This window comes from Larkinella humicola (genome assembly GCF_008727875.1).
GTDB lineage: Bacteria > Bacteroidota > Bacteroidia > Cytophagales > Spirosomataceae > Larkinella > Larkinella humicola.
Genome location: NZ_VTWS01000003.1, coordinates 703,503 through 717,009 on the forward strand (window position 1 = coordinate 703,503; position 13,507 = coordinate 717,009).

The following is a 13,507-nucleotide window of genomic DNA, read 5'->3' on the forward strand; positions in this document are numbered from 1 at the left end:
TGCCATCTGTGATATAGCGGTGATTACCAGCCTGAAACCGCCATTTATTCATTCCTATTGCAAAATGCCAACTATTTTTAAGACCTTTCGCCGTTCTTCTCCGTAACAATTCCAAACCATGAAGACGTACCTGCGTTCGTTAACGGCCCTTAGCGTCCTGTTTTTTTTAAGCACCTGTTCCCACCTCAGTAATTCCGTCCGGCTGATCAATCAAAACTTTGAAGAGGAAGTGGGCCGGAACCAGAATCTGGTTTTCACGTTCAGCAAAGACCTCGTGCCGGAAGGCCGACTCAACGAATGGGATTCGACGCAATACGTGGTTTTTGAACCGGCGGTTGCGGGCAATTTCAAGTGGACTGCCCCCAACGAACTGGTGTTTTCACCGGCAGTTGCGTTTAAACCAGCCACGGAATACAAGGCCGAACTGGACAACGCCCTGGTTCGTCAGCAGAAAGACGCGCAACTCTCTCTCGATAATGAAACCATTGCCTTTCATACGCCGTATCTCCAGCTCGCCGACACCGAATTCTGGTGGACGCGGGGCGAGAACGGCCGCCCGGTTGCCAAAGCAAAACTGAATTTCAATTATCCGGTGAGCGGAGCCGAACTGGCCGGTTTACTGAAAATTGAAGCCGAAGCTGAAAAATCGCTGACAACGCAGGTTCTGCAAACATCGCTGAACGAAACCATCCCGGTTACACTCGCCAACGCCCCCGCTTCCCGCAGCGAAACGCCACTGAAAATTCAGATCGGGCAAGGCCTGAAAGTCCCGAATACCGCTTTCAGCACGAAAGAAGCGTTTGAACAAACGACCGCGCTGCCCTCGCAATACAGCCTGGAGGTGGTAGACGTCAAAACCGGGTTTGAAAACAACGAAGGCGTTATCCGGGTCATCACGACGCAGGAATTGCAGGCAAATCAATTAAGCACGTATTATACGCTGACACCGGAAGCCGAAAGTCGTGCCGAACTCACCGAGAACGGTTTTGTCATTCGCGGCAATTTCAACGAAACCGAAACCTACGTGCTGACGCTCACCGACCAGCTAAAAGGCGTTCTGGGCGCACGACTGGACGAAGCGGTTTCGAAAGACGTGTTTTTCGGAAAAATGCCCGCCGGTATTTCCTTCGTCAACAAGCGGGCCGTGTATCTTTCATCGAAAGGCGCAAAAAACGTGGGCGTCAACATCGTCAACGTGCCGAAGGTGGACGTGAAGATTGCGAAGGTGTACGAAAATAACATTCTGCACTACCTGCGCTCGGGTCGCTACGAAGAAAGTGGCGAAATCGACGGCGAATGGAAACCGCTGGGAACGCACTATTATTACGACGATGAACAACAGAATTACAGCGATATCATCGTTCAGAAAACCGTCGAAACAACCAATTTACCCAAAGCCAAAGGCGTTTCGGCCTTAAACCTCTCCCTCCCCGACCAAACCGCGTCCAGCCCAAATCCGCCCCGGGGAATTTACCTCGTTACGGTCAGTTCGAAAGACGATGCGTACATCAGTGCGACCAAACTCATTTCGGTGTCGGACATTGGTCTGATCACCAAACAGGGCAACGACGAAGTCTGGGTGTTTGCCAACTCCATCAAAACCGCCGAGCCGCTGGCGAACGTCGATATCACGCTGATTAGCAGCAACAACCAGATCATTGCCACGGTGCAAACCAACGGAAAAGGTGTCGCGCATTTCGAAAAAATAGCAGAGAAAACGCCCGGTTCCAAACTGGCGATGGTGCTGTCAAAAACCGAAGATGATTTCAATTACCTGTTGTTGCAGGACGCGAAAGTCGAGACGTCGCGGTTTGAGGTGGAAGGCAAACGCGACAACCCGACCGGTTTTGACGCGTTTGTCTACGGCGACCGCAACATTTACCGCCCCGGCGAAACGATTCACTTCAACACCATCATTCGAAACCCGGTTTGGGAAAGCGTCGGCGAGATTCCGCTGAAGATTAAAGTGCTGTCGCCCAACGGCAAAGAATACCGGGCGCTGCGCCAATCGACCAACGAGCAGGGCGCCGTGGCCACCGACGTACCCATTGATCCGGCGGCCGTCACGGGAACGTACGTCACGGAGATTTACAACGCCAACGACGTTTTGCTGGCATCGCGGACCATCAGCATCGAGGAATTTATTCCCGACCGCATCCGGGTGGAAGCCCGCACCGACCGCGACGCCTATAAAACCGGCGAAACCGTTACGATGACCGCTACGGCCACGAACCTATTCGGCCCGCCAGCCACCGGGCGAACCTACGAAATGGACCTGCAACTGAAGCAGCGGGCGTTTACGGCCAAACAGTTTCCAGACTACACCTTTGCCATCGAGAGCAACACCTCGTTTGAAAAAAACCGGCGCCAGGGCGTGACCGACGCCAACGGCCAAGCCGTTGAACGCTTCCCGATTTCGACCAGTTACCGCGACATCGGTGTGCTGGAAGGCAAACTGTTCGTCACGGTTTTTGACGAAAACAGCCGCCCGGTCAATCGTTTGAAACAACTCGATGTATTCACGCAGGAAACGTTTTATGGCATTCGGCTGGCGGATTCGTACGTCGGCACCAACGTTCCGCTGCCCGTCGATGTGGTGGCTGTTGACCGAAACGGTAATCTGCAAAAAGGCGCTACGGCGCAGGCCGAGGTGGTGCGGTTTGATTACCAGACGGTCGTTGAAAAACAGTACGACCAGTTGCGGTATGTCTCAAAAAAACGCGAGAAGGTCGTTTACACCAATAACCTGACGTTCGGCGACGGCCGGGCGAAATTCAGTTACGTGCCGACGGTTTCGGGCGAATACGAGGTGCGCATCCGACGGACGGGCAAATCCGGCGACGTGGCTGCGGCTTACACAGCGGTTTCGTATTATGCTTACGGTTTTGGCACCACGCAAAGTTCATCGTTCGAAGTCAGCACCGAAGGGCAGGTGTTGATGGAGTTCGACAAGGAAAAGTATCAGGTGGGCGATAAAGCGAAAGTGTTGTTCAAAACGCCGTTTGCCGGAAAACTGCTGGTGACGCTGGAGCGCAACAAAGTCCTGGAAACGCATGTGCTGGAAACCGACCAGAAATCCGCCGAACTGACCTTTAGTTTGTCCAGTGAACACCTGCCAACGGTGTACGTGACGGCTACGCTCATTCGCCCCGTTGATGGGTCCAACCTGCCGCTCACGGTCGCCCACGGTTTTGCACCGATTTCGGTAGAAGACCCGGAAACGAAATTGCCGGTGGAAATTACGGCGGTGACCCAATCCCGCTCCAAAACGAAGCAGCACGTTTCGGTTAAAACCAGCCCGAATGCCGAACTGACCGTGGCCGTCGTCGATGAAGGAATTCTGCAACTGAAGAATTTCCAGACGCCCGACATTCACGGTTATTTTTACCAGAAACGCGCTCTGGAAGTTAATAGCCACGATTTGTATGCCTTCCTATTCCCGGAATTAGCCCTTTCCGGCCGTTCGTCGTTTGGTGGTGACGGCTATAATCTGGGCAAACGCATCAATCCGTTGAGCAACGGACGCGTTAAACTGGTGGCCTTGTGGAGTGGTGTTTTGAAAGCCAACGGCAGTGGAGAAGCCAGTTTCGACGTGGCGATTCCGCAGTTTTCGGGCGATTTGCGGGTCATGGCCGTCGCGTATAAAGGCAAGGCGTTCGGTTCGGCGACGAAGAACATGAAAGTGGCTGATCCGCTCGTCATCAGCACCGGCGCATCCCGGTTTTTGAGTCCGGACGACGAGCTGAGTCTGCCCGTGACGATCAGCAATACCACCAAAAAATCGGCAACCGTGACGGCTTCGCTGAAACTGAGCGGGGCTTTACTGGCCAACGGCGCGACTACGCAGCAACTCACCATCGGGCCGGGGCAGGAAGCCCGCGCGACCTTTGCTGTGAAAGCGAAAACCGCCATCGGAACGGGCAATATAACGGTTCTGGTGAAAGGCCTGAACGAAACATTCAGCGAAAGCATCGACCTGACGGTTCGTCCGGTAACGACTTTGCTGAAAACCGCCCAATCGGGCGTTGTGGCGGCCAACCAATCCCAAACCATCGATCTGGCCAATGCCTATATTCCCGGTACGGTGCGGAGCCAGTTGACCGTCAGCCGGTCGCCGATGATTCAGTTGAGCAAGGAGTTGTCGTACCTGCTTGGCTATCCGTACGGTTGCATGGAACAAACCATTTCCAAGGCGTTTCCGCAGTTGTATTTTGCCGAAGTGCTCAAAACAATGGGCAAACCGGGCACCTATTTCGTGCGTTCGGGCGACAGTGATCTGAATCCGAATTATACCGTTCAGGAAGCCATCCGGCGCGTGGAATCAATGCAACTGGCCGACGGTGGTTTTAGTATGTGGCCCGGTTTGCCCACGGAAGACGGTTGGGCGTCGGCTTACGCGGTTCATTTCCTGACCGAAGCCCGACGCGCCGGTTTTGAAGTGAGTCCGTCGGTGTATAGCAAAGCCTTGGATCGTCTGAATGTCCGCACGAGCAGCCCCGCGCTGGAGGATGAAATCACTTACGAAGAAACGGGTAATACGATTCGTAAAGTGGTGAGCCGGCAGAATCTGTACGGTTTATATGCCCTGGCACTGGGCGGGCAACCCAATCGTCCGGCGATGAATTATTATAAAACAGCCGCCCTGCGGCCGAACGAAAATTCGATAACACCAGACAGTCGGTATTTGCTGGCAGCAGCGTTTTACCTCACCGGTGATACGCGGAGTTACACGGCTTTGCTACCCAAAAAATTCACCAATACGACCAGCCAGCGGCAATCGGGCGGCAGCTATGCGTCACCGATTCGGAATCTGGCGCTGGTGCTGAACACCTTGCTGGAAACTGATCCGGACAATTTGCAGATTCCGACCCTGGCCCGGCAATTGTCGCTGGCCTTGAACACCAGCTCGTATCTGAACACGCAGGAGTCGGTTTTTGCCGTGCTGGCGCTGGGCAAAATGGCCAAAAAAGCCGCGACCTCGACGGCCACCGCCACGCTGTCGGCGGACGGAAAAACCGTGGGGCAGTTTACCGGCAAAACGCTGAATCTGACGACCGGTATTGCCAACCGGAAACTGAAGCTGATGACGCAGGGCACTGGTAATCTGTACTGGTTTGCCCAAACCGAAGGATTGAGTGCCACGGGAAACTATACCGAAGAAGATGCGGGTTTGCGGGTTCGCCGGGAATTTCTGGACCGCGACGGTGCGCCGATGGCATCGTTCAAGCAAAATGACCTGGTGGTGGTCCGAATTTCACTGGCAAGCGACAACGGGATTGCGGTCAACAACGTGGTGGTGACGGACATGCTACCCGCCGGTTTTGAGATCGAAAATCCGCGCCTGACCGAACCGCGTGAAATGCCCTGGATCAAAGGGGCTTCGACGCCGGAACACTTCGATGTGCGCGACGACCGCATTCATTTTTTCACCTCGACCGCAACAACCGTTAAAACATTTTATTACCTCGTCCGGGTGGTGTCCAAAGGTCGTTTTGCGCTGGGGCCGGTCTCTGCCGACGCGATGTATGACGGCAGTTTGCGGAGCTATTCGGGTGGCGGAAGCCTGACCACATACTAATAAAAAAAATCGAAAAGTGACTTTTGGGACTAAGTTGCGTCTATTAAGTATATCCTACCATTTTATCGGGTGGGACGAGTACATTCCAAGTCGGTTAAATCATTCGTTTTCCCCTGATTAGGAGCGGGTTGATCCGAATAAACTGTTTTAACGGGTTGGAGAAGGGCGTTTTGTAGTCTACCTTTGTATCACCGAAAAGATTAAGTAATCGTATGCAATACAATCGCTATTACCTCTTATCCAGCATGATGGGCGATGAATTATATCGTCAGCATTCATCTAAAAAAGATCAACCTATTGAGGAGAGTCTGGAAAAGCGGTTTAATCTCCTTTCGGAGATTCCGCTGGATCAATTTATACGCAGCGGCATGCCGTGGCTGCGTATTCTCGAAATGCTCGAACGGCGCTACTAACGGTACGGGTAGCTTATCCCTTATACTATATCCATCCGAGAACCCATTCCTGACGATTTTTAGCCAAAGTCGGGAATGGGTTTATTTCATTTAACGGGACCTTCCTCCACAAACGGTAAAAGTTGTAACTTGCCTATCGATGAGGAAATTATTTTTGCTGATTGGTTTTATTGTTTGGCTTTTTGCTTTCAAATCCACCGTTGACGAACAGGCCTGGATCCGAATCAATTCCCTGGGATACCGGCCCGCCAGTACGAAAGTAGCCATCTGGGTCGGAAAAACGGAGGAAGCCGTCACACAGCCTTTTCAGGTCATTGACGCGCAAACCGGAAAAGTTGTTTATGAAAATCCGGTTGGGAAAGACTTTGGTGCGTACGGCCCCTTTGTGCAAACCCACCGACTGGATTTTTCCGGCGTTCGCAAACCGGGTACCTACTACCTCAAAACCGGAACCATTCAATCGCCGGAATTTCGGATTGCGGACGACGTATACAACGGGGCGGCTGATTTCTGCCTGCGCTATATGCGCCAGCAACGCAGTGGTTACAATCCTTTCCTGAAAGATTCGTGCCATACCCACGACGGTTATACGATGTATGGCCCCATGCCCGACAGCACCCACATCGATGTGTCGGGCGGCTGGCACGATGCCTCCGACTACCTGCAATACGTTCCGACCTCCGCCAACGCCACCTACCACCTGCTGGCCGCTTTCCGCGATTTTCCGAAAGTTTTCGGTGATCAGCACCTGGCCAACGGGCTGGAAGGAAGTAACAACCAGGCCGATGTGCTGGACGAAGCGCGCTGGGGCCTCGACTGGTTGCTGAAAATGCACCCCAAAGACGACTGGATGTTCAACCAACTGGCCGACGACCGGGATCATTCCGGGTTGCGCATTCCCAAACGGGACTCGGCGTATGGAAAGGGCTATGAGCGGCCCGTGTATTTCGCGACCGGAAAACCGCAGGGGCTTTTCAAACACAAAAACCGCGCAACGGGCGTTGCTTCCACGGCGGGCAAATTCAGCAGCGCGTTTGCGTTGGGCTACCAGGTACTGCGCAAACGGGATCTGGATTATGCCGACAAATTGTGGGAACGGGCGCAAAGTGCTTACATGCTCGGCCTGCAAAAACCGGGGGTTTGCCAGACCGCGCCGGGTCGGGCACCCTATTTTTACGAAGAAGACAATTACGTCGATGACATGGAACTGGCGGCTGTCGAGATGTACAATGCCGCCCGGGTTCAGGGCTATAAAGCCGCCGACTACCTCAACAGTGCCTACGCCTACGGCTTGATCGAACCGGTAACGCCCTGGCTGGGAGCCGATACGGCCCGGCATTACCAGTGGTATCCGTTCATTAACATCGGCCATTTCGAGGTGGCCAAGCGGGTTGTCGATACCCGTCGGCAACACATGGTCGGTTTTTACCGGGATGGGATTGAAAAAGTCTGGCAGAAGGCGCAGGGCAACGCTTTTTACCGGGGTGTTCCGTTTATCTGGTGCAGCAACAACCTGACGACGTCTTTCGCCATTCAGTGTTACTGGTACCGCAAACTAACCGGCGATACCCGCTATCTGCAACTTGAGCAGGCCTGTTTCGACTGGCTGTTTGGCTGTAATCCGTGGGGAACCAGTTTTGTGTACGGTTTGCCCGCCGGAGCGGATACGCCCGCCGACCCGCACTCGGCCTTTACCCACCTCAAAAACTACCCCATCGATGGCGGTCTGGTCGACGGGCCGGTGTATGGCCGGATTTACAAAAATCTGATCGGGATCGAGCTGAAAGAACCGGATGAATACGCGGAGTTTCAGAGTGATCTGGTCGTTTATCACGATGATTATGGCGACTACAGCACGAATGAGCCAACGATGGACGGCACGGCTTCGCTGATTTACCTGCTGGCCGCCAAACAGGGCGAAACGGCAGCGGAAGCCACGGTTGCTGCTCCGGCAAAAACGAAAGTGATTAAAAAGAAGACCTCGTCCCGCAAAAAGACGGTTCGCAAAAAGTCCTCCGGACGAAAAAAGGCCTCTGCCAAACGTTCGTCGGGGAAAAAGAAGAAACGGAGACGGTAAGCGGTTTTCGTTTCTTTTTATCGGGTCCGAATCACCCCCAATTTTCTTAACAGCTCGGTCCGGTTGCTTTCCGGAACAGAAATGGGCGTGCTCTGGTTGCGCATAAACAACTGGTTTCGTTCCAGACGTTCAATGTGGTTCAGATTGATCAGTAGCGAGCGTGACAACCGGTAGAAGTAGGAGATGGGGAAATACTGAGCCAGATAACCCAGGTTCATGGACAACAGATGCGGTTTTTCTTCATTGACCATAAAAACCTTAACGTAGGCTCCCTCGGCCAGCAGATAGAGAACCTCCCGGAGCAATACTTTTTCATACCCCTTGTTGATCGGTAGAAACAACGTCTCGGCAACCGCTGTGTGGCTGGCCCGCTGGCTCAATGAACGATTCGTATAGGCCAGTTCGATCTGAAAGACAATTTCATTTTGGTGAAAGGGTTTGATCAGATAGGCAATCGGTTCGGTTTCTTTGGCCCGTTGAAACGTCGGCGTTTCTGAATTGGCGGTCAGGTAGATAATGGGCATCCAATGCATGGCCAGGATATCCCTCGCCGTCGTAATGCCGTCAGCCGTGGATCGTTCCAGATGAATATCAACCAGCGCCATATCAGGGGGGTGTCGCCGGACAGCGGCCATCGCTTCCTGGTAATTCCGGGCGATCGTCGGCACCCGGTGCCCGGCACTTTCCAACGCTCCTTTGAGGTCATGAGCTGTCAACAAATCATCTTCAATAATCAGGATGGTTAAGGATTCCATGGTACGTTCAAATTTTAAACTGCATCTCAAACCGGGTGCCTTCTTCCGAATGAAACTGACAGGAGCCATACAACTGATCGACCTGGATCTGAATGAGACGCATTCCGAAGGTCTTACTTTCCCTAAAAATAGCCGTACCGGTTTGCGAAAGCGGTAGTCCCGGTCCATTATCGGTGACGATCAGCAGCAGCGCGTTGCCCTGCCGCCGGCTCATCACCCGGAAAACCGGGTCAGGATGATCCGGGAACGCATATTTACAGGCATTGGTGGTTAACTCATTCACAATCAATCCCAACGACAACGCATGGGTGGCTGGTAATTCAATCTCTTCCAGGTTGTATATCGTCTGAATCCCGGAATAACCAAAGGTACGGATGACACTCTCGACCAGTTCAGGAATAAAATCAGGCAGATTGACGGTCACCAGCCCTTCGCCATCGTAAAGCCGGCGATGCAGCAGGGCCATTGCCTGCACCCGCAACTGACTTTCTTCCACGGCTTTTCGGGCGGTTTCGTCGACAAGCTGTCTGGAATGCAGGTTGAGCAGGCTGGATACTACTTGCAGGTTGTTCTTCACCCGGTGGTTCTGCTCTTTCACCAACTCGGCATTCCGGGCGCTGATGCGCTGATTTTTGCGATAGAGCCGAAAAAAAACGACGCTCGTGACGACCGTCACGAGCAGGAGAGCCGAGACGGCCCAGGTCAGGCGTTGCTGAAAGAACAGGGTTTCCGAACGCAACGCCAGTTCCTGCTGCTGGGCTTTCAGGAGTGCATCTTTTTGCCCGGCTTTATACTCCATGTTCAGGCGGGATATAGCCCCTGCGTGATCAACCGTGTAATTATCACGTTCAATCTGACGCAATTTTTCGCTGTGCACATACGCCCGTTTCCAGTCGCCAATGGATTGATAATACGATTGGTAATTGCTTTCGAAACTATAATTGATAAAATGGTCGATGAACGGACTCTGGTTGAGTAGATGCTGGGCCTGAGAAAGAAATGACCATGCCTGCCTGGGCTGGCCCATACTGGTATACGCCGAAGCCAGTTCCAGCATGAGCCTCATCCGACTTCCCTGCTCTTTCTGCTGCGTTGCCAGTTCCAGCGCTTTTTTCAGGTAGTCTGTTCCGGTCTGATTCTGCCCCACACTTCTCCAAAAGCGGCCAACCGCCAAATGGTTTTCAATGCGGGTTACGGTATCTTTCAGTTTATGAGCAAGCTGGTTTATTTTCCGGTAGTAATGCATGACACTGTCTGGCTGTGGTTTAGCTCCATCGGGGCCGTTATAGACATAAAAGCCCATCAGGCACCCGTACGCTCTGATCAAGGCTTTATCAGAGTGAATACGCCCGGCCATCTCCAGTGCCCGATACGCATACGAGAGCCTATCCTGGCGGTTTTCCTGAGTGCCGCTCAACCGAACGTACAATCTGACCAGATCAAAGGAGTCGCCACGGGGTTCTGTGATTTTTAATGATTTGAGAAACCAGCGGTGAGCGGTTAGAAGATCGCCGGAGGCTTCATAGGTTTTTCCATACAGGTAATACGCTTCAGCCAGCAACATCGAATCTTTTTTCGCAGTGGCTTCCCGGTATACCGTATCCGCATAGAGCAGTTTATGCGACTGGAGTTTCAGGTAGTGGGGTTGCTGTGCCCTGCCTGCCACCAGCGTCAATCCAAGGATCAGCAAAAGCCCAGTGAGCCGCGCCGTCGTAGGCCAAAGGGAAAGAGAGGACATGGATTGATCTGGCTAGATTTACGTATTAAAGCAAAAGAAAGAGGGTTTGTCATTCTAATCAGAAATCCTCACTGAGAGAATCGGCGACTCCGCATAGGCATCCCCTTCATTGGTAAAGTTACCGATAATTCACTTCTGGCAATCAAGTACATTCGACAAAACAAACCAGCGGTTTTCTTCCGCACCATCCCGTCGATTCCAACGATTCCTTCCAGTTAATTATGAAACGCATCTGCTTGCTCTGTCTTGTAATTGCCCTGCTGGGTAATGCCTGTGTATCGCATAAACCGGTCGCACTCGGCACGGAGAATCTCCATGATGGAGCCATACGGGTGACTCCATCCTGGCAATCGAAACGGACGGTTTGGAGCAAGGCCTGGCCTTTCATCGTGGGTCCGTTGGCCATGGGCACTTTTTTTGCCGTACGTCAAAATGCGGATCCACAATTTTATTCGAATAAAAATACGGGCGCACCCTATCCGGTGGGTACCACCGCGGCAGTAGGGGCCGGATTGGGGCTGATGGTACCCGGTTATATCCCCTTTGCCTTTTTTCGAAAGAAAAACGTTCGGTCACGTCCCTACCAAACCAGTGAGGAAGACAAATGGGTGTCGGCCTTTGGCAATTATGTAGTCAGGGAGCGCGATCCGGGCGGACGGCTGTTGCTTATTCCCCACAAACAAGTTAAAGACTACGACCAAACGGAACAGCAAATCAAAGAGAAAGCCGAACGGGAGCGTCGGGAAGCGGAAGAAAGAGCCCGACAAGCCGAAATAGCGCGGGAAGAAACCGCTTATCAGAATTTCGTAAAGTATGATTCCTGGCAATACTACCTCGATCACTTCCCGAACGGCCGGTATAAAAATGAAGTACTCCAAAAAGGAGAGGTACTGGCGTATAAAAGAGTGACGACTGGCTCCAATGATTCCTGGGAAACCTACATTAACTATTTCGCTCGGGGTGAGCATAGTCAGGCCGTTCGGCAGGTAAAATCTGAAATCATTCAGGTCCAAAATTTACGGGCTCAGTATTATGAAGCCAATACGCTTGAAGCTTACAACAAGGTCGTGGAAACGGGACGGAAACTGCAAACTGAACTCACAGAAAAGCGGGGTAAGATCCCGGACGCCGACGGATATGCCGGCCAAATCATTTCCGGATTGGCCAATGCAACGGGCATTCTCATTACCAGTGCAGACGAGCGGTTAAGCAAGAAACAGATTGAACGCACCCGCAGGCTGGAATTAGCCAAAGAATGGGTGATTGGGGAAAGTTTGTGCTGGACCACCAGCAGCGTCAAACTTGACGAAAATGGAAAAGAAGTGCCGGGCACCAGTGCTAAAATGGCCATTCGGGTAGTTATTGAAGAGATCAATCCGGAACGCACCCGGTTCAAAGTCCGGATTAAAGAGCTTTTTAGTTACCGACTGAACAAGAATGTGGACTCATTCCGCATGGAAGCCGCCAACCGGGTTTGGCAACCCGAAGAAGTTGACTGGCTCGACCCTACCAGTGAAGAGTTCGATTTCAAAAAGTGTAATTGATTCAGCCCGGGTTTCTGTTCCCTCAAAACACCACTTCTATTCCAAAATCATTAATTTGCACCATCGAAGGGGCCTGCTGGTTGCGCAGTTCGGTGGCAATGCGCTGAATGATTTCGGTTCGGCGTGGGGTGGCGATTTTGGCGCCCGCGCTCCGGCAATAGGCAGGCCATTGTTCGTTGCCCGGTACGAAAACGTAGATGGAGGTCAGCATGCGTTCGTACGAAAACCGCAACGTCAGCATGGATTCACGGTAGCTGATCCACCCGGATAAACCGGTGTGTTCCATTTCAACGGTGTAAGTGGTCAATGGAGTGGCCATAGGGGTCCGGGTAGCCCAAGAGTTCATCAAATTCATGATACGGTGTTTTTGGAAGTAATGGTGTCCCGCTATGCTGATCGTTTGGTTGTGTTTACTGTGTTGGACTATCGCTCCTGGGATCGATAATTGGGTAAAAGATGCAGTCCGGGTCGCCGACGTTGCACGCAACGACACAAACCCCGAAAAATATATTGCGCGGCACCGGGGGGCCATCATTCGGGGCGACACAACCGCCCGGCGGCTGGCGATCGTCTTTACGGGGGACGAATACGCCGATGGTGGTGAACCAATCCGGCAGAAACTAGCGCATCACCGGGTTGCTGCCTCGTTTTTCCTGACGGGCCGCTTTTATCGCAATCCGGTTTTCCAACCCCTGATCCGCAGCCTGAAAAAAGACGGGCATTACCTCGGTGCTCATTCCGACGCCCATTTGCTGTATTGCGACTGGACAAAGCGCGACAGCTTGTTGGTAACCCAAACGCAGTTTTGCAACGATCTGGAGCAGAATTACGCAGCCATGCAATCCTACGGTATTCGAAAACAAGACGCCCGTTTTTTTCTGCCGCCCTACGAATGGTATAACGACACGATTGCCGCCTGGACCAAAACCGCGGGTTTCCAACTTATCAACTATACACCCGGAACCCTCAGCCACGCCGATTATACGACGCCCGATCTAAAAAATTACCGCAGCAGCCGGGCCATTTTAGCGTCCATTTACGCGCAGGAGCAGCGGCATCCGACCGGCCTGAACGGTTTTATTCTCTTGTTCCACATTGGAACACACCCCGCCCGAACCGATAAACTGTATGCACACCTGGACGAACTTCTTGTGTATTTACAGCAGAAAAAATACCGGCTGGTGCGGGTAAATGAATTAATTTGATAAGGAACATATAACAAAGTATATTTTCTCCGTTTTTCTGTTGATTCATGCAACAGTCCGCTGTGAATCAATGTCTTTCCCTTGTTTTTCAGAATTGCCCCGCCCGTTTGCTAACCCGGCATTGCTTCTATAAAAATATTTTTTTAACTATATGCATAGTTGCAACTATTAAAATTTGTTAACTTTCAGCAACGGAT

8 protein-coding genes are annotated in these 13,507 nt (G+C 52.3%); 5 read left to right on the forward strand and 3 right to left on the reverse strand.

Annotated features, from left to right (window positions below):
- The first annotated feature begins 118 nt into the window (after positions 1 to 118).
- From F0P93_RS15045 to F0P93_RS15055, 3 genes are all read left to right on the forward strand, one after another.
- Positions 119 to 5,578, forward strand: a complete 5,460-nt coding sequence (locus F0P93_RS15045; RefSeq protein ID WP_150877232.1) for an alpha-2-macroglobulin family protein — start codon at positions 119 to 121, stop codon at positions 5,576 to 5,578.
- A 212-nt stretch (positions 5,579 to 5,790) separates the two neighbouring features.
- Positions 5,791 to 5,991 carry a hypothetical protein gene (locus tag F0P93_RS15050; protein WP_114407472.1) on the forward strand — a complete coding sequence of 67 codons (201 nt, stop codon included), beginning with the start codon at positions 5,791 to 5,793 and terminating at the stop codon, positions 5,989 to 5,991.
- Positions 5,992 to 6,130: 139 nt separating this feature from the next.
- Positions 6,131 to 8,068, forward strand: a complete 1,938-nt coding sequence (locus F0P93_RS15055) for a glycoside hydrolase family 9 protein (protein ID WP_150877234.1) — start codon at positions 6,131 to 6,133, stop codon at positions 8,066 to 8,068.
- 17 nt (positions 8,069 to 8,085) lie between these two features.
- On the opposite strand, the gene F0P93_RS15060 is transcribed toward F0P93_RS15055, so the two are convergent.
- Positions 8,086 to 8,823, reverse strand: coding sequence for a response regulator (locus tag F0P93_RS15060; RefSeq protein WP_150877236.1), 738 nt, complete (start codon positions 8,821 to 8,823; stop codon positions 8,086 to 8,088).
- Positions 8,824 to 8,830: 7 nt separating this feature from the next.
- Positions 8,831 to 10,561 (reverse strand): sensor histidine kinase, encoded by a 1,731-nt coding sequence (locus F0P93_RS15065; protein WP_150877238.1) that lies wholly within the window; start codon positions 10,559 to 10,561, stop codon positions 8,831 to 8,833.
- 221 nt (positions 10,562 to 10,782) lie between these two features.
- Between F0P93_RS15065 and F0P93_RS15070 the strand changes: the two genes are divergently transcribed.
- Positions 10,783 to 12,105: a hypothetical protein gene (locus F0P93_RS15070; protein ID WP_150877240.1), complete on the forward strand. Its 1,323-nt coding sequence runs from the start codon at positions 10,783 to 10,785 to the stop codon at positions 12,103 to 12,105.
- Positions 12,106 to 12,127: 22 nt separating this feature from the next.
- Here F0P93_RS15070 and F0P93_RS15075 read toward each other — a convergent pair whose 3' ends face one another.
- Positions 12,128 to 12,424, reverse strand: coding sequence for a hypothetical protein (locus F0P93_RS15075; protein ID WP_150877242.1), 297 nt, complete (start codon positions 12,422 to 12,424; stop codon positions 12,128 to 12,130).
- 70 nt (positions 12,425 to 12,494) lie between these two features.
- Here F0P93_RS15075 and F0P93_RS15080 point away from each other — a divergent pair, with 70 nt between their 5' ends.
- On the forward strand, positions 12,495 to 13,310 hold the full coding sequence (locus F0P93_RS15080; protein ID WP_150877244.1) for a polysaccharide deacetylase family protein: 816 nt from the start codon (positions 12,495 to 12,497) through the stop codon (positions 13,308 to 13,310).
- The last annotated feature ends 197 nt before the right edge of the window (positions 13,311 to 13,507 follow it).

Bases quoted from the DNA above. Each gene is read 5' to 3' on its own strand.
- F0P93_RS15055 (WP_150877234.1), top strand. From the start codon at position 6,131: ATGAGGAAATTATTTTTGCTGATTGGTTTTATTGTTTGGCTTTTTGCT.
- F0P93_RS15070 (WP_150877240.1), top strand. From the start codon at position 10,783: ATGAAACGCATCTGCTTGCTCTGTCTTGTAATTGCCCTGCTGGGTAAT.
- F0P93_RS15080 (WP_150877244.1), top strand. From the start codon at position 12,495: ATGCTGATCGTTTGGTTGTGTTTACTGTGTTGGACTATCGCTCCTGGG.
- F0P93_RS15045 (WP_150877232.1), top strand. From the start codon at position 119: ATGAAGACGTACCTGCGTTCGTTAACGGCCCTTAGCGTCCTGTTTTTT.
- F0P93_RS15075 (WP_150877242.1), bottom strand. From the start codon at position 12,424: ATGGCCACTCCATTGACCACTTACACCGTTGAAATGGAACACACCGGT.
- F0P93_RS15065 (WP_150877238.1), bottom strand. From the start codon at position 10,561: ATGTCCTCTCTTTCCCTTTGGCCTACGACGGCGCGGCTCACTGGGCTT.
- F0P93_RS15060 (WP_150877236.1), bottom strand. From the start codon at position 8,823: ATGGAATCCTTAACCATCCTGATTATTGAAGATGATTTGTTGACAGCT.
- F0P93_RS15050 (WP_114407472.1), top strand. From the start codon at position 5,791: ATGCAATACAATCGCTATTACCTCTTATCCAGCATGATGGGCGATGAA.